Source organism: Nocardia carnea (assembly GCF_029868855.1).
Classification (GTDB): domain Bacteria; phylum Actinomycetota; class Actinomycetes; order Mycobacteriales; family Mycobacteriaceae; genus Nocardia; species Nocardia carnea_A.
In genome coordinates this window covers 132,595-147,995 of the sequence record NZ_JARWOV010000194.1, presented here as the reverse complement: position 1 = coordinate 147,995, position 15,401 = coordinate 132,595, and the positions used below count along the sequence as shown (strand labels likewise).

The following is a 15,401-nucleotide window of genomic DNA, read 5'->3' as shown; positions in this document are numbered from 1 at the left end:
GCCGGCAGGGGGATCGCATCATCGGTCCACCCCGCCCATCACCGGGTCGATACTGGCCACGGCGGCGATCACATCGGCGACCATGCCGCCCTCGCACATCGCGGCCACCGCCTGCAGATTGGTGAACGACGGATCGCGGTAGTGCACGCGATACGGCCGGGTACCGCCGTCGCTGACCATATGCACGCCCAGTTCCCCGCGCGGTGATTCCACTGCGGCGTAGACCTGTCCCGGCGGCACCCGGATACCCTCGGTGACCAGTTTGAAATGGTGGATGAGACCCTCCATGGAGGTGCCCATGATCTTGCCGATATGCCGCGGCGAGTTTCCGAGGCCGTCCTCCCCGAGGGTGAGATCAGCGGGCCAGGCGATCTTCTTGTCCGAGATCATCACAGGGCCGGGACGCAGCCGGTCCAGGCACTGTTCCACGATCTTCAGCGACTCCTTCATCTCCTCGATCCGGATGAGGTAGCGGCCGTAGCAGTCACACGTATCGGTGGTGGGGATATCGAATTCGTAGTTCTCGTATCCGCAGTAGGGCATGGCCTTGCGCAGATCGTGCGGGAGCCCGGTGGAGCGCAGCACCGGGCCGGTGACACCGAGGGCGATACATCCGGTGAGGTCCAGATAGCCGATGCCCTGGGTGCGGGCCTTGAAGATCGGATTGTGGGTGAGCAGATGCTCCATATCGCGGAGCCGTTTCGGCATCAGCTCGAGCAGTTCCCGCACCTTCGTGACCCCGTCGTCGGGCAGGTCCTGGGCGATACCGCCGGGCCGGATATAGGCGTGGTTCATCCGCAGGCCGGTGATGGCTTCGAAAACATCCAGAATCAGTTCCCGTTCCCGGAAACCGAACAGCATGGGAGTGAGCGCACCGAGCTCCATACCTCCGGTGGCGAGAGCCACAAGGTGCGAGGAGATGCGGTTGAGTTCCATGAGCAGTACCCGGATCACGGTGGCGCGCTCGGGGATATCGTCGGTGATCCCGAGGAGCCGTTCCACGCCGAGGCAGAAGGCCGTCTCGTTGTAGAACGGAGCCAGATAGTCCATCCGGGTGACGAAGGTGACGCCCTGGGCCCAGGTCCGGAACTCCAGATTCTTCTCGATCCCGGTGTGCAGGTAGCCGATTCCGCAGCGGGCCTCCACCACGGTTTCGCCCTCGATCTCCAGAATGAGCCGAAGCACGCCGTGCGTGGAGGGATGCTGCGGCCCCATATTGACGACGATGCGTTCCTCGCCGGCGCCGCGCAGCGCATCGGCGACTTCGTCCCAGTCCTGACCCGCGACCGTCACCACCTGCTGACCGGAATCCGTACCCGGTGCGGCCGGGGTGGTACCGGTACCGGAGTCGTCGTGGTCCGGCCCGCCGGAAACGCCGGGCCGGATATCGATTTCACTCATCAGCTGTAGGCCCTCCGCTCATCGGGCGGCGGGATGCGCGCGCCCTTGTATTCGACCGGTATCCCGCCGAGCGGGTAGTCCTTGCGCTGTGGGTGACCGCGCCAGTCGTCGGGCATGGTGATACGGGTCAGCGAGGGATGCCCGTCGAACCGGATACCGAAGAAGTCGTAGGTTTCCCGTTCGTGCCAGTCGCAGGTGGGGTACACGCGGTACAGCGACGGGATATGCGGATCCGCATCGGGTGCCGCCACCTCGAGCCGCAGCCGCCGGCCGTGCGTGATCGAGTTCAGGTGGTAGACGGTGTGCAATTCGCGTCCGGTCTCGTCGGGGTAGTGCACGCCGCTCACTCCGAGGCACAGTTCGAAACGCAGGGCGGGATCGTCACGTAAGGCCCGCGCCACTGCCACCAGATGGTCCCGGCGCACATGCAGGGTGAGTTCGTCGCGGTCCACGACCACTTTCTCGATCGCCGCGTCGAATCCGGCGCCGGTGCTCAGGGCGGTGCGCAGCAGGTCGACCACCGTATCGAAATAACCCCCATAGGGCGGGGGAGTGCCGCCGGGCAGGGCGATCTCGTGGACGAGGCGCCCGTACCCGGAGGTGTCACCGCTGCCGGAGATGCCGAACATGCCGCGGCGTCGGCCGATCACCTCGTCGTGGGGCCCGATGGGCTGTTCCGGTTCGACGGCTCGGCTGTCGGTGGATTCGGGACGATCGGTGCTCATCGCAGCAATCCCTCCATCCGGATCGTCGGGGTGGCGGCGAGGGCGGCTTGCTCCGCCGCCCGGATCGCCTCGGCGCGATTCACGCCCATCGGGGTGTGCTGGATCTTGTCGTGCAGGGCGATGATCGCGTTCAGCAGCATTTCCGGTCGCGGGGGGCAGCCGGGCAGGTAGATATCGACCGGCACCACATGGTCCACGCCCTGCACGATCGCGTAGTTGTTGAACATTCCGCCCGACGACGCGCAGACCCCCATGGCCAGTACCCATTTCGGCTCGGTCATCTGGTCGTAGACCTGCCGCAGCACCGGCGCCATCTTCTGGCTGACCCGTCCGGCGACGATCATCAGATCGGCCTGCCGTGGTGAGGCGCGGAAGACCTCCATACCGAAACGGGCCGAATCGAATCGGCCGCCGCCGGTGGCCATCATCTCGATGGCGCAGCAGGCCAGGCCGAAGGTGGCCGGCCACAGCGACCCCTTGCGCATGTACCCCGCCATGGCCTCGACCGTGCTGAGCACGAAACCGCTGGGCAGTTTCTCTTCCAAACCCATATCCGACTACTCCCTGGGCTATGGGCCCGCGCCGGAGCGCGGGCCGCGGCTGATCGGAGGTGCGCGACTCAGTCCCAGCCGAGGCCGCCGCGCCGCCATTCGTAGGCGTAGGCGACCGAGACATTGACGATGAACAGTGCCATCGCGACCAGGCCGAACACCCCGAGCGCATCGATATGGACCGCCCACGGGTAGAGGAACACGATCTCGATATCGAAAATGATGAACAGCATCGCGGTGAGGTAGTACTTCACCGGAAAACGTTGCCCGGTAGTGCTTCCCGCGCCTCCGGCCACCGCGTGCGGGGTCGGTTCGATACCGCATTCGTAGGCTTGTAGTTTCGCGCGGTTGTAGCGTTTCGGGCCGATGAGGCCGGCGATCAGGATCGAGATGATCGCGAACGCGGCGGCAACCGCGCCGAGGACCAGTATCGGCAATTCGGTGTTCACGACTGCGCTTCCCCTCCTTGCGAACTCCGGACCCGGCGGTTGTGCCGCCGGGCCCGCGAACGGGGTCGGGCGGTCGATGGGTACGGCCCGCGCCGCCGGCTCGCCCCCGGAATCGAGAATGGGCTGGGAGGCGGATTTCGGCGTCGCGGGTTATATATCATCTCCCGCGCTCATGTGAGCTAAAGCACAGCCTACAACTGTCGCGGCAGCATGAACGCGGATTCACAGACCGGTTTGATCGAATTCGGGACTGAGATTTATGAGCGAATGAACCTAATCAGCTCGAGGCTGTTCCCATCCCGCCTGAGTGCGAGTCCTACCGTGGTCACGCTGCGCTACCGCCTTCGGGCCGGACGCGCTCAGGCGGCCGGGCGGCGCCGCAGCAGATCGACCACGATCTCGGTGAGCCGCAGCGGGTCGATCGGGTGCGCAGCGACGGCCTCGGCCCGTGACCAGTTCGCCAGCCACGCATCATCGGCACGGCCGGTGAGCACGATCAGCGGCGGGCATTCGGCGAGCTCGTCCTTGAGCTGCTTGGCCAGGCCCATACCGCCGACGGGGGCGGATTCACCGTCCAGAACAGCGAGATCGGCCGCGCCGGCGTCCATCCGCTCCAGTACCACCGGTGCGGTCGCGACCTCGAGGTACTCGAGCGGCGGTAGGTCCGGATGCGGGCGGCGCCCGAGCGCAAGCATCACCTGACTCCGGGTGTCGGCGTCGTTGCTGTAGACCAGGACCCGCAGCACGGCGGGAGGATTCGCATCGGCCACGTCCGCATGGTACGTCCGCGACCGCGCGGTTGGGGGCAGCTTGGCCGAGATGGTCCGCGCGCGGTGCTGGTCTAAGCTGCCGGCGTGACGGACGAAATGGTCGGCGAACTCATCGATACGGTCGCCTGGGTGCTGATCGTGGACGGGCGGATCCTGTGTGCCCGCCCGGCGGGTAAGGAGATCTTCTACATCCCGGGCGGCAAACGCGAAGCGGGCGAATCCGATGAACAGACCCTGGTGCGCGAGATCGCCGAAGAGCTCACCGTCGCGCTGATCACCGAAACCGTCGAACCGGTCGGCGTCTACGAGGCCGTCGACGGTACGGCCCGGGTCCGGATGAGCTGTTACCGCGCCGACTACCGCGGGCAGCTGACCGCGAGCAGTGAAATCGCCGAACTGGCCTGGTTCGGCTACGCCGACCGCCCGCACGTACCCCCGGTGGACCAGCTGCTGTTCGACGAACTGCATACCGCGGGCGCCCTGCGCTGAGTAGCGGCTGTGTCTGTTGCGCCTGAGCGCGGGCCCTGCGTGGTTACGCTGCGCTACCGCCTCCGGGCCTGACGCGCTCAGGCGGAGCCGGCGAGCGGCTCCGCCCGGCGGATCAGCCGGGGTTGGCCGTCAGGTCGGTCCGGGTCGCCCGGTCGATCAGATACTCGATCAAACTGAGCAGCACATTCTTCGCCGAAACCCGATCACGAGCATCGCACAGCATCACCGGCATCGAGCCGTCGAGATCGAGGGCGTCCCGGACCTCGTCGACGGTGTAGCGGGGTGCGCCGTCGAAACAGTTGACCGCCACGAGGAACGGCAGTCCGCGGCGTTCGAAATAGTCGATGGCGGCGAACGAGTTGCCGAGCCTGCGGGTATCGGCCAGGACCACCGCCCCCAGTGCACCCCGCGCCAATTCGTCCCACAGGAACCAGAAACGGTCCTGTCCGGGCGTGCCGAAGAGATACAGGACCAGGTCCTTGTCGATGGTGATCCGGCCGAAGTCCAGGGCCACCGTCGTCGTGGTCTTCGATTCGACACCGGACAGATCGTCGATCCCCGTACTGAGTTCGGTGATCATCTCCTCGGTCCGCAGCGGCGGAATCTCACTGATCGAGGCCACCATGGTGGTTTTGCCGACGCCGAAGCCGCCGGCGATGAGGACCTTGACCGACGCGGCCAGGGCCGGCGCCGCGGGGTCCATCCGGGCAGGGTCAAATTTTTCGGATTCCATCCAGTACCGCTCGCAATATGTTGAAGTCGCCGGGTCCGGACTCCATCTGCACCGGAGTCCGGAAGATCAGATGGCTGTCACCGATCAGATCTCCGACGAGAATCTTGGTCACCGCCAGCGGCAGTTTCAAGGCGGCTGCCACCTCCGCCACTGTCTGTGGTTCCGTGCACAACTGCACGATATCGAGATATTCGGGTTCGGTACGACGTAGTGGCGGGGCTCCGCGGGCTCTGACCACGATCGTGAGCATATCCAGATCGTGTCCGGCACCGACGGTCCGGCCCCGGGTGATCGCATACGGCCGCACCAGTGGCCCGGCGTCGTCGTCGAACCAGGAATCCCGTGTACCGGTCATCGCCGTATCGCTGTTCTCACGGTTGCTGTGGTCGGTCCCCGGTTCCGCTGCGGGAACTGGTCGAGAGATGGGTACCGACCCGCTGCACGGTCAGATTCATCTCGTAGGCCACCATGCCGAGGTTGGCGTCCGCGGCGGCCTGGACCGCGATACAAGCGTTGTCGCCGGCGGAGGTCACGAACAGCACGGCCCGATCGAGTTCGATCACCGCCTGCCGGACGTTACCGCCCTCGAACCGTGCGCCCGCGCTACGGGCCAAGCCGTGCAGGGTCGACGACATGGCCGCGAAATGCTCGGCCTCGGTGCGGTCCATTTTCGAGGAGTGGCCGAGCAGCATTCCGTCGGTGGACAGCACGACCGCCAGCCGGACCCCCGCGAGTCGCTCGACGAGATCATCGAGCAGCCAGTTCAGGTCACCTTGAGTGGAAGTTGACACTTAGCCTTCCTGTTCATCCGGGGATGCGCCGTCCGGCGCCGGGTTCGCGGCGCCGGAATCCGTGGCGGGCAGAGGCCTGCGGCCCTGCCGGGTACCGTTCTCGATCGCCGCCATCAGATCTCGGGCTTGTTCGGCCGAGCGCGGCCGCGCCGTTGCGGCCTGCTGGGCGCCCGAATCTTCCGGTCGCGGTGCGACTTTAGCCTGCCTGGTACGGCGTGGTAAAGCCGGACGACCGTCGGGCAGGACCTCCGGTTCGGCGGCGGTCGCGCCGGTCTCCGCCGCCTGGGTGTCCGGCGGCGCCGGATCGGGGTGTCCGGCGGGCCGCGGGCGGTCCTCGACGAGGGTGGCCGCCGGAGCTTCGGCGCGCTCTTCGGTCGCCGGGACCGGTACCGGCGCCGCCGGGCGCGTCAACCCGGTCAGCGGCGCGGTCTCCTCCGCGGGGTCGGTGAGCAGGGCAGACGGAATGATCACCACCGCGCGCACGCCGCCGTACTCCGATTCCCACAGGCGTACCGAGATGCCGTGCCGGTGGGCCAGCTGCGCGACCACGAAGATTCCCAGCCGCGAATCCCGCTGCAGCGAAGCGACCTCGAAGTCGGGCGGATTCTGCAGGATCTCGTTGAGCCGGTCGCGGCTGTCCGCCGGGATCCCCATGCCCTGATCGGTGATCTCGACGGCCACCCCCTTGCCGATGACCGACCCGGTCACCTGGACCCGCGACTGCGGCGGTGAGAACGAGGTCGCGTTGTCGACGAGTTCGGCGAGCAGATGGATGAGATCACCGACCGCGCTACCCGCCACCCGCAACTCGGGCAGCCGGGCCAGCCGCACCCGCGGATAGTCCTGGGTTTCGCCGACGGCGCTGCGCACCAGGTCCACCAGCGGTACCGGGGTGCGCCACTGACGTCCCGGTTTGCCACCGCCGAGCACGATGAGGTTCTCCGCGTTACGGCGTTCGCGGGTGGCCAGATGGTCGAGTTTGAACAACACGTCCAGCATCGCCGGATCCTCTTCGCGCCGCTCGGCCTCGTCGAGGATCTCCAGCTGTTTGTGGACTACGATCTGGCTTCGGTGCGCAATGTTCAGGAAGATCGATTTGACGCCTTCCCGGTTGCGCGCCTCGGTGACCGCGGCCGTGACGGCCACCGCGTGTGCATGCTCGAAGGCCGTGGCCACCGCGCCGAGTTCGTCGTGGCCGAAGTCGAGTTTCGCCGCGGCCGCGGTGTCGTCGATGTCCTCCCCGGCGCGGAGCCGGTCGAGCATATCCGGCAACCGCTCGTCGGCCAGGGCGAGCGTATGGTCGCGCAACCGCACCAGGCGGTGGATGAACCGGTTGGCCAATACCAGGGAGATACCGAACGCTGCCGCGGAGATCACCAGGACGGCGAGGCCGATCAGCAGGGACTGCGTTGTGGTGCGGGCCGCGGCGTCGAGCGAGGCCTGCTGCATGACCACGTTCTGCTCGTCCCATAGTTCGAGCATTTCGTGATCGAGATGGTCGGCCGCGTCCTGCCAGGCGGCGAGCTGGGCGGGCGGCAGCGCCGAGGAGTCGTCGCCGTCCGTGCCCGGGAGGCTGCGGGCGATGAGGGTGCTCTCGGTGCGGGTCAGCAGCTGCCACTGCGGACTGCTGAGCAGATTGTTCAGCCGCTCGCCGAGCTCGGGGTCGAGCTCGCGCGCCAGCAGCGCTGTTTCGGTGTGGTAGAAGCCGGTCTGCTGGATGTACTCGTCGGGCAGCGCCACCGGCCGGCCGGACCGCAACGCCGCTCCGGCCAGCGCATGGCTGCGGGAGGTGGACTCCAGCATGTGCATGATGCGGGTGGCGAGGGTGAGCTGGGTGGCCGAATGCGCATCCGGGGCGAAAGACTGCGAGACCTGCGCACCGATCGCCAGTGCGTCGAGCAGACGGGCGTAGAACGTGTAGGCGTCGCCCGCGGAGACCGAGCGGCTGTCCACCGCCCCTCGGATATTGCCCAGCTGCTGAGTGAGCGTGGCGAACGAGCCGACATCATCGGTGATCTGATCGGGTTGCAGGCTGCGCAGCTCCTGGGAGGCGTCGAGGAGTCCGCGTAGCGCCTGTTCACTGTCGGGCCGCACGGCGGCCAGCGCATCGGCCGCGGCCGAATCACCGGCGAGGTAGGCGAGAGTGAGCCGGCGCTCGTTCTGCACGATTTCGTATACCGTGCGGGTAGGGCCGGCCGCCGCTCGCATCGCCTCGGTCACCTGGCGGTCGTGCTGGCCCTGGTCGATCAGATAGCCGGTCGCGCCCACACCGACCACCAACAGGGTCAAACTCGGGATGAGCGCGATCGCCAGGATCCGGGCGCGGACACCGAGCCTCGCTCTGAACATCGCCACAAAGTAACCTTTCGACCCGCTTCCGGCACATCGGATCCCATTGAACAGGACTCCCTTCGACCTCGCGACCGGCGGCGGTATCGGCCGCATGCCCGCATCGAGGGCGCCGAGTGGGTAGATTCGTCCACATCGTGTGGAATACCGACCAGGTAGGAGGCACCGATGCCCGCCCCGGATACCGCGGTCTTCGACCGCTTGAGCGCATTGGCCGCGATCGACGACACCGAGGTACGCGCTCGGCGCACGATCGATGAGGTTTTCACGGGGAACCCGTTGGGCTCGGTGCCGGTGGGGACAGCAACGGATGTGGAAACCGCGGTAACGCGGGCCCGGGCCGCGCAAACCCACTGGGCGGCCCGCCCGGCCGCGGAACGTGCCCGGGTGCTGCACCGTTTCCGGGAACTGGTCGTCGCACAGCGAGCGGCGCTGATGGACGTCATCCAGGCAGAAACCGGTAAGGCCCGGTGGGCTGCGCAGGAAGAGGTCATGGGGCTGATGTTCGCGGCCCGCTATTTCGCGCGAATCGCGCCCCGGTTGCTGGACGAGCAGCAGGTGGCCGGCGCTTTTCCGATCCTCAACCGGGCCCGGGTCGGTGTTCGGCCCACCGGGGTCGTCGCGGTGATCTCACCGTGGAACTACCCGCTCGTGTTATCGCTCGGCGATGCGATACCGGCACTGCTGGCCGGTAACGCGGTGCTACTGAAACCGGACAGCCGGACGCCGTTCTCCGCGCTCGCGGGAGCCGAACTGCTCTACCGCGCGGGCCTGCCCCGGGACCTGCTGGCGATCGTTCCCGGTCCCGGCCCGGTGGTGGGCGAGGCCATGGTGGCCCGCTGCGACTACCTGATGTTCACCGGCTCCACGGAGACCGGCCGGGCACTCGCGCAGCAGTGCGGTGCGCGGTTGATCGGATTCTCCGCGGAACTGGGCGGTAAGAATCCGATGATCGTCACCGCGGGGGCGAATATCGGCCGTGCCGCCCGCGCGGCGGTGCGGGCGTGCTTCTCCAACGCCGGGCAGCTGTGTATCTCCATCGAACGGATCTATGTCGAGAAAGCCGTTGCCGACGAGTTCACCGAGAAGTTCACGGCCGCCGCCGAGGCAGCGAAACTGGGTGCCGCCTACGATAATTCGGCCGATATCGGTTCGCTCATCTCGAAGCCGCAGCTGGAAACCGTCACCGCCCATCTCACCGATGCCGTCGCCCGGGGCGCGCGGGTACTCACCGGTGGCAATCCCCGGCCCGATATCGGGCCGCTGTTCTTCGAACCGACCGTGCTCGCGGGGGTCACCGACGAGATGATCTGTGGCCGCAACGAAACCTTCGGACCACTGGTGGCCGTCTACCCCGTCGAATCCGTGGGCGAGGCGGTCGCGGCGGCCAACGATACCGACTACGGGCTCAACGCCAGTGTGTGGGCCGCCACGCCGGCCGAGGGCGAGCGAATCGCCCGCCGGCTGCGGACCGGCACGGTCTGCGTGAACGAGGGCTACGCCCCGGCCTGGGGGACCACCGCCGCCCCGATGGGCGGTATGGGAGCGTCCGGGGTCGGCCGCCGGCACGGTCCCGGCGGACTGTTGAAATTCACCGAGCCACAGTCGGTGGTGACCACCCGGTTCCTGAATCTGGATGCGCCGCCGCTGATCCAGCAGGAGCTGTGGCAGCGGATCCTGATGACCATCGCGCGCGGGCTGAAATACCTGCCCGGCCGGTGAGCGCGAAGATCGAGCGGTTCAGCCCCGGCTGCGTCTGCGGGTTTCGAACGCAGCGGCCTCGGCGGCGCTGAGCCGGCGGGCGCGCAGCAGGAAAACCGCGGTATCCGCGTCCGGTTCGTCACCGCGCGCCGGTGGCCCGGCGTCGGCGGGGACGTCCACGGTCAGGTGGTCGCGTTCGAAATGTTTGTACGCCTGCTCACTCATCCACAGTTCGGTATGCCAGGCCAGCCGCCCGAAGAGGGTATCGCCCTCGGCCGCGCGGAAATCGCGGATGGGCAGCCAGTCGGGCGCCGGTTCGCCCGTCTCGTGATGGGGCAGGTAGAGCAGGATGGGGCCGTGCTGTTCGATCAATTCGCGTAGTGCGTTGCGGGCCCTGTCGGTCACCGCCACCCGGTCGCTGCGATACGCCATCAGGAACTCCGCGCCACGCCGGGGCACCGCGTCGCTACCGATCCGATCCGATGAAACATTGCGCGCTCCTTGCACCTAGTTTCCGGCGCCGGCACCGGCCGGGCACACCGATTCCGGCTCGCCGTAGCCCGGTATCCGGATTGCTACTTCGCCAGCACTTTTGCGAACACATTCTTGCGTATCGCGTTTTCCGGGGCGAGGGGGTGTCGATGGCCCGGCGAAAACGCTTGTGGTATAAGGGCATATGCTCGCGCAGGAGCGATCGGCGACCCGCTCTTCCGGCGCCGGCGAGGGCAGTCGCGGCGGCCGGTTATTTCCGGATGAAGATGCCCGCCAGATCGGCCCGCTCGATGGGGGTATCGGCGTTGGCCTGCACGGTGCACAGGCCGTCGACGGCGGCCATGGACAGATCCACATTCGTACCGGTCGGCGCCTGTCCGTGCTGTTCTTCCAGGAACTTGGTGATGGTGACGCGTTTGGTTTTCGGATCCTGCGCGATGTACTCGCGGCAGGGTGTATCCCCGCCCTTGTTCAGTGCCTGCTCGATCTCGGTGCACCCGGCCAGTGCGAGCGCGGCGGCCGCGATCAACAGGCCGTACCGGGCTTTCGTGGCGTTCATCGACAATCCTCCTGGTGGCTCGGACCGGCGCCGCGCCTGCCCGGAACGAGTACCCACCCTATGTCCGGTGACTCGCCGGTGCCGAGGCGGCGCGGGGAAGTCGTGCGGAGTATGCAGAAGGTATGAGCTCACCGACGGAATTCCGGTTCGGCGTCAACATGGTGGTGCCGCATTCGCGCGACGAATGGGTACGCAAATGCCGGCGGGCCGAAGAACTGGGGTACGACGTGATCGGCGTAGCGGACCATCTCGGCCTCGCGCCGCCGTTCCCGGCGCTGGTACTGGCGGCCGAGAACACCGAACGGGTGCGCCTGAACACGTTCGTCCTCAATGTGCCCTTCTACAATCCGGTGTTGCTGGCCAGGGAGATCGCCGGGACGGACCGATTCGTCGAGGGCCGGTTGGAACTGGGCCTGGGCGCGGGCTATGTCCGCGACGAATTCGACAGCGCCGGTATCCCGTTCGGTACCGGGGCGAGCCGGGTGGCGTATGTCGAGCAGACCGTGCGGACGCTGCGTGATCTGTTCGCCGACCCCGGCTATCGGCCGCAGCCCGCGCGGCCGGGCGGCCCGCCGCTGCTCATCGGCGGATGGGGTGATCGGATGCTCACCCTGGCCGCCCGCCATGCCTCCGTCGTGGCGCTGACGGGTGCCGCCGCCACCACTGCGGGCCGGCTGCGGTTGGCCGGGCCGGCGGAAATCGATGAGCGGGTCCGGTTCGTCCGCGCTGCGCTGGGGGAGCGTGCCCCGGAGGTGGAGTTGAACATTCTGGTCCAGTCGGTGGTGCCCTCCGGGCAGCGGGCCGAATTCCTCGACAGGTACGGCTCGGCCGTCGAGCCCGAGGTGCTGGCCGCAGTGGACGAACTGCCCACCGTGCTGCTGGGCAGTTCCCGGGAGATCGCCGACCGGCTGCGGCTGAACCGGGAACGGTTCGGCTTCGGCTACATCACCGTGCTCGAACCCGATCTGGAGGCTTTCGCGCCGGTCATCGCCGAATTCCGGTGATCATTGCCGGGGATTGCGCGGCGCCGGTGGCGGACCTTTATAGAAAGAAGGAAAAATTGAGGTAAATATCACGGTGATCGAGGTGATGGCCGGGTGGACAGGACGTGCTTCCCGGTCGGATGCGTGGGGTGTGCCCCGGCTCGCACTGATGTCAGATACTCTCGGTTACAGGTAAAAGGTGCGTCTGTCATGATCGACGACGAACCCGGCACGAGCAGACGAGGAACGCAATGACGCGGCATGTCGACGTACTGATCATCGGAGCCGGTCTGTCCGGTATCGATGTGGCCTGTCACCTGGAGAAGGAGAACACCGGGCGCAGCTACGCGATCCTGGAGCGGCGGACCGCCATCGGCGGAACCTGGGACCTCTTCCGGTATCCGGGGATCCGATCGGATTCCGATATGTACTCCTTCGGCTACGGTTTCCGGCCCTGGCGCGGAACGAAGATGCTCGCCGACGGCGCGGGTATCCGCCGCTATATCGAGGAGACCGCCGACGAGTACGGGGTCACCCCGCATATCCACTTCGGCCGGAAGGTGGTCTCGGCGAGCTGGTCCAGCCCGGACAACCGGTGGACCGTCCGGGTCGTCGAGGAAGCGAGCGGCGCCGAGGAAGTGTGGACCGCCGGCTTCCTGGTCGGCTGTACCGGCTATTACGACTACGACAAGGGCTACCGGCCGTCGTTCCCGGGGGAAGAGAACTTCACCGGGCAGATCGTCCACCCCCAGCACTGGCCCGAGGACCTCGACTACCGGGGGAAGAAGGTCGTGGTGATCGGCAGCGGGGCCACCGCGATCACCCTGGTGCCGTCGATGGTCGCCGATGCCGGACACGTGACGATGCTGCAGCGTTCGCCTACCTATATCGCCTCGATCCCGGCCGATGACCCGGTCGCGATCGGCCTGACGAAGGTCAAGTCCCCGGCCGGCCTCACCTATCACGTCGGTCGCGCGCGCAATATCGCCGTCCAGCAGGCCAGCTATCAGCTCTCGCGCAAACAACCGGCCCTGGCGCGGAAATTGTTCCTGAACTGGGTCCGGATGGCGGTCGGATCCGGTATCGATATGCGGCATTTCAGCCCGGACTACGCACCCTGGGACCAGCGGCTGTGCGTGGTGCCCGACGGCGACCTGTTCAAGGCGCTGCGCCGCGGGCAGGCAACGATCGTCACCGACACCATCGACACATTCACCGAGAACGGTATCCGCCTCTCCTCGGGTACCGAGATCGAAGCCGATATCGTCGTTACCGCCACCGGCCTGACCATCCAGATCCTGGGCGGCGCCGAACTGGAAGTCGACGGGGAACCGGTGGTGACCCGAGAGCGGGTCATGTACAAGGGCTCGCTGCTCGACGGCGTACCGAACGCGCTGATGGTTCTCGGATACACCAACGCCTCGTGGACCCTGAAAGCCGACCTCGCCGCGGAGTACTTCTGCAAGGTGCTGAATCGGATGCGGGACCGCGGCTACACGCGGTTCGTGGTGAACGCGCGTGACAGCGACCGCTCCGAGGTGTCGGTGATGGGCGGGGCGCTCAGCTCCGGCTATATCCAGCGCGGCGACGCGGTGATGCCGCGACAGGGCACCGGCGGCCCGTGGAAGGTGGTCAACAGCTATTTCCGCGACCGTGCCTATCTGCGTAAGAGCCCGATCGAAGACGGCATCCTGACCTTCACCGACAGTGAAGGCCGGCCGACCACCGGCTCACCCCGCCCCACCCGCACGGCCATGGACAGGCTCCCGCTGATCGGTTCACGCACCGCCTGACGCGCTGTGCCACCGGATATCCGGCAGCGGGTGAGTGGCGCGACGGTCCATGCCCGGTGGTACGGGGCGCGGGGGTTGCCGGTCGTATCGTGGGGAACCACCGCCGACTGGGTAGGTTGATCATATGACCGAGCGGTTGGTGATCGTCGGCGGTGACGCGGCCGGCATGTCGGCGGCCGCGCAGGCACGCCGGTACCGGGAGGCCGGCGACCTCGAGATCGTGGTGTTCGAACGCGGGCATTTCACCTCGTATTCCGCCTGCGGGATCCCGTACTGGGTCGGCGGGCAGGTCGGCGACAGAGACCAGTTGATCGCGCGCACACCGGCCGAGCACCGGGCGCGGGCGATCGACGTGCGGTTGCGCAGCGAGGTCGTCGAACTCGATATCGCGGGCGGCCGCGTGCGCAGCCGCGATCTCGCGACGGGTGTCGAAACCTGGACCGGTTACGACCAGCTCGTGCTCGCGACCGGCGCCCGGCCGATCCGTCCGCCGCTGCCCGGTATCGACGCACCCGGTGTGCACGGGGTACAGACCCTGGACGACGGCGAAGCGCTCATCGCGGCCCTGGCCGCCACCGGCGGTCGCCGCGCCGTGGTGGTCGGTGCGGGATATATCGGGGTCGAAATGGCGGAGGCCTTGATCCGCCGGGGTTTCGAGGTCACCATCGTGCACCGCGGGGCCGAGCCGATGTCGACGCTGGACCCCGATATGGGCGCCCTGGTTCGTGACGCACTGGGCGGGCTGGACGTCGTAGTGGCCGGCGACCGGGAGGTCACCGGGATTCGGACCGGAGCCGACGGCCGCGCCCGCGCAGTGGTCTCGGGTAGCGGCGAATACCCCGCCGATATCGTGGTGCTCGGGATCGGTGTCGCCCCCGAGACCGAGCTGGCCCGCGCGGCGGGATTACCGATCGGCGGACACGGGGGGATCCTGACCGATACCGCCCTGCGGGTACTCGGGTACGACAACATCTGGGCCGGTGGCGATTGCGTGGAGGTGCTCGATCTCGTCTCCGGGATGCGCCGCCATATTCCCCTGGGCACCCATGCCAACAAACACGGCCAGATCATCGGCGCCAATATCGGTGGGGGTTACGCGACCTTTCCCGGTGTGGTCGGCACCGCGGTCAGCAAGGTGTGCGATCTCGAGGTGGCGCGAACCGGGCTACGGGAGAAGGACGCCCGCACCGCCGGGCTGCAGTACGTCACGGCGACGATCGAATCCACCAGTCGTGCCGGTTATTATCCGGACCCCGCCCCGATGACGGTCAAGATGCTGGCCGAACGTCTCACCGGACGCCTCCTCGGTGTGCAGATCGTCGGCCGGGAAGGTGCCGGTAAACGGGTCGATATCGCGGCGGTCGCGCTGACCGCGGGAATGACCGTGGCGCAGATGACCACACTCGATCTGGGATACGCCCCACCGTTCTCGCCGGTCTGGGATCCGGTGCTGGTGGCGGCCCGCAAAGCCGTTCGCGCGGTTGGGGAGCGCGGATGAACGCGCCCACCCGGCCACCGCGTACTATCTTCGATCGTCAGAACGGAACGGGTCCAACGAAGGGGGGCGGTGTGCGGACTCGCGGTATCCGGGTCGGGGGGCGCCGGGAACTACTCG

General features: G+C 67.3%; 16 protein-coding genes. 5 read left to right on the top strand and 11 right to left on the bottom strand.

Annotated elements, in window-relative coordinates; genetic code table 11:
* Window positions 1-18 precede the first annotated feature (18 nt).
* From nuoD to QH195_RS18380, 5 genes are all read right to left on the bottom strand, one after another.
* Window positions 19-1,401 carry an NADH dehydrogenase (quinone) subunit D gene (nuoD, locus tag QH195_RS18400; protein WP_280436305.1) on the bottom strand — a complete coding sequence of 461 codons (1,383 nt, stop codon included), beginning with the start codon at window positions 1,399-1,401 and terminating at the stop codon, window positions 19-21.
* Entirely contained in the window at window positions 1,401-2,126 is a 726-nt protein-coding gene (locus QH195_RS18395) for an NADH-quinone oxidoreductase subunit C (protein WP_280436304.1), read from the bottom strand. The genes nuoD and QH195_RS18395 overlap by 1 nt, the downstream gene beginning before the upstream one ends.
* Window positions 2,123-2,677: a NuoB/complex I 20 kDa subunit family protein gene (locus QH195_RS18390; RefSeq protein WP_062978395.1), complete on the bottom strand. Its 555-nt coding sequence runs from the start codon at window positions 2,675-2,677 to the stop codon at window positions 2,123-2,125. The genes QH195_RS18395 and QH195_RS18390 overlap by 4 nt, the downstream gene beginning before the upstream one ends.
* Before the next feature lie 68 nt (window positions 2,678-2,745).
* Window positions 2,746-3,126, bottom strand: a complete 381-nt coding sequence (locus QH195_RS18385; RefSeq protein ID WP_068036529.1) for an NADH-quinone oxidoreductase subunit A — start codon at window positions 3,124-3,126, stop codon at window positions 2,746-2,748.
* A 359-nt stretch (window positions 3,127-3,485) separates the two neighbouring features.
* Complete coding sequence (locus QH195_RS18380) at window positions 3,486-3,821, bottom strand: hypothetical protein (RefSeq protein ID WP_280423291.1); 336 nt, start codon at window positions 3,819-3,821, stop codon at window positions 3,486-3,488.
* A 159-nt stretch (window positions 3,822-3,980) separates the two neighbouring features.
* Between QH195_RS18380 and QH195_RS18375 the strand changes: the two genes are divergently transcribed.
* Window positions 3,981-4,385 (top strand): NUDIX hydrolase, encoded by a 405-nt coding sequence (locus tag QH195_RS18375; protein ID WP_280423279.1) that lies wholly within the window; start codon window positions 3,981-3,983, stop codon window positions 4,383-4,385.
* A gap of 112 nt (window positions 4,386-4,497) precedes the next feature.
* Here the strand turns inward: QH195_RS18375 and QH195_RS18370 are convergent, their stop codons facing one another.
* Genes QH195_RS18370 through QH195_RS18355 form a run of 4 tightly spaced genes read right to left on the bottom strand, consistent with a single transcriptional unit; the run spans window position 4,498 to window position 8,258 of the window.
* A complete protein-coding gene (locus tag QH195_RS18370) occupies window positions 4,498-5,088 on the bottom strand; it encodes a GTP-binding protein (protein ID WP_280423278.1) in 591 nt (196 codons plus the stop codon).
* Window positions 5,089-5,098: 10 nt separating this feature from the next.
* Window positions 5,099-5,473 carry a DUF742 domain-containing protein gene (locus QH195_RS18365; protein WP_033241831.1) on the bottom strand — a complete coding sequence of 125 codons (375 nt, stop codon included), beginning with the start codon at window positions 5,471-5,473 and terminating at the stop codon, window positions 5,099-5,101.
* A 16-nt stretch (window positions 5,474-5,489) separates the two neighbouring features.
* Window positions 5,490-5,909, bottom strand: a complete 420-nt coding sequence (locus QH195_RS18360; protein ID WP_033241832.1) for a roadblock/LC7 domain-containing protein — start codon at window positions 5,907-5,909, stop codon at window positions 5,490-5,492.
* Window positions 5,910-8,258 (bottom strand): sensor histidine kinase, encoded by a 2,349-nt coding sequence (locus QH195_RS18355; protein ID WP_280436303.1) that lies wholly within the window; start codon window positions 8,256-8,258, stop codon window positions 5,910-5,912.
* A 168-nt stretch (window positions 8,259-8,426) separates the two neighbouring features.
* Here QH195_RS18355 and QH195_RS18350 point away from each other — a divergent pair, with 168 nt between their 5' ends.
* Complete coding sequence (locus tag QH195_RS18350) at window positions 8,427-9,980, top strand: succinic semialdehyde dehydrogenase (RefSeq protein ID WP_280436302.1); 1,554 nt, start codon at window positions 8,427-8,429, stop codon at window positions 9,978-9,980.
* Window positions 9,981-9,998: 18 nt separating this feature from the next.
* On the opposite strand, the gene QH195_RS18345 is transcribed toward QH195_RS18350, so the two are convergent.
* A complete protein-coding gene (locus QH195_RS18345; protein ID WP_280423275.1) occupies window positions 9,999-10,391 on the bottom strand; it encodes a DUF779 domain-containing protein in 393 nt (130 codons plus the stop codon).
* A gap of 310 nt (window positions 10,392-10,701) precedes the next feature.
* Window positions 10,702-11,010: a hypothetical protein gene (locus QH195_RS18340; RefSeq protein ID WP_280423274.1), complete on the bottom strand. Its 309-nt coding sequence runs from the start codon at window positions 11,008-11,010 to the stop codon at window positions 10,702-10,704.
* A 122-nt stretch (window positions 11,011-11,132) separates the two neighbouring features.
* On the opposite strand from QH195_RS18340, the gene QH195_RS18335 reads away from it, so the two are divergent.
* From QH195_RS18335 to QH195_RS18325, 3 genes are all read left to right on the top strand, one after another.
* Window positions 11,133-12,014: a TIGR03621 family F420-dependent LLM class oxidoreductase gene (locus QH195_RS18335; protein WP_280436301.1), complete on the top strand. Its 882-nt coding sequence runs from the start codon at window positions 11,133-11,135 to the stop codon at window positions 12,012-12,014.
* Between the two features lie 230 nt (window positions 12,015-12,244).
* The gene (locus QH195_RS18330) at window positions 12,245-13,786 is read left to right on the top strand and encodes a flavin-containing monooxygenase (protein WP_280436300.1); all 1,542 of its coding nucleotides are present in this window, start codon (window positions 12,245-12,247) and stop codon (window positions 13,784-13,786) included.
* A gap of 124 nt (window positions 13,787-13,910) precedes the next feature.
* On the top strand, window positions 13,911-15,284 hold the full coding sequence (locus QH195_RS18325) for an FAD-dependent oxidoreductase (protein WP_280436299.1): 1,374 nt from the start codon (window positions 13,911-13,913) through the stop codon (window positions 15,282-15,284).
* Window positions 15,285-15,401: the final 117 nt, after the last annotated feature.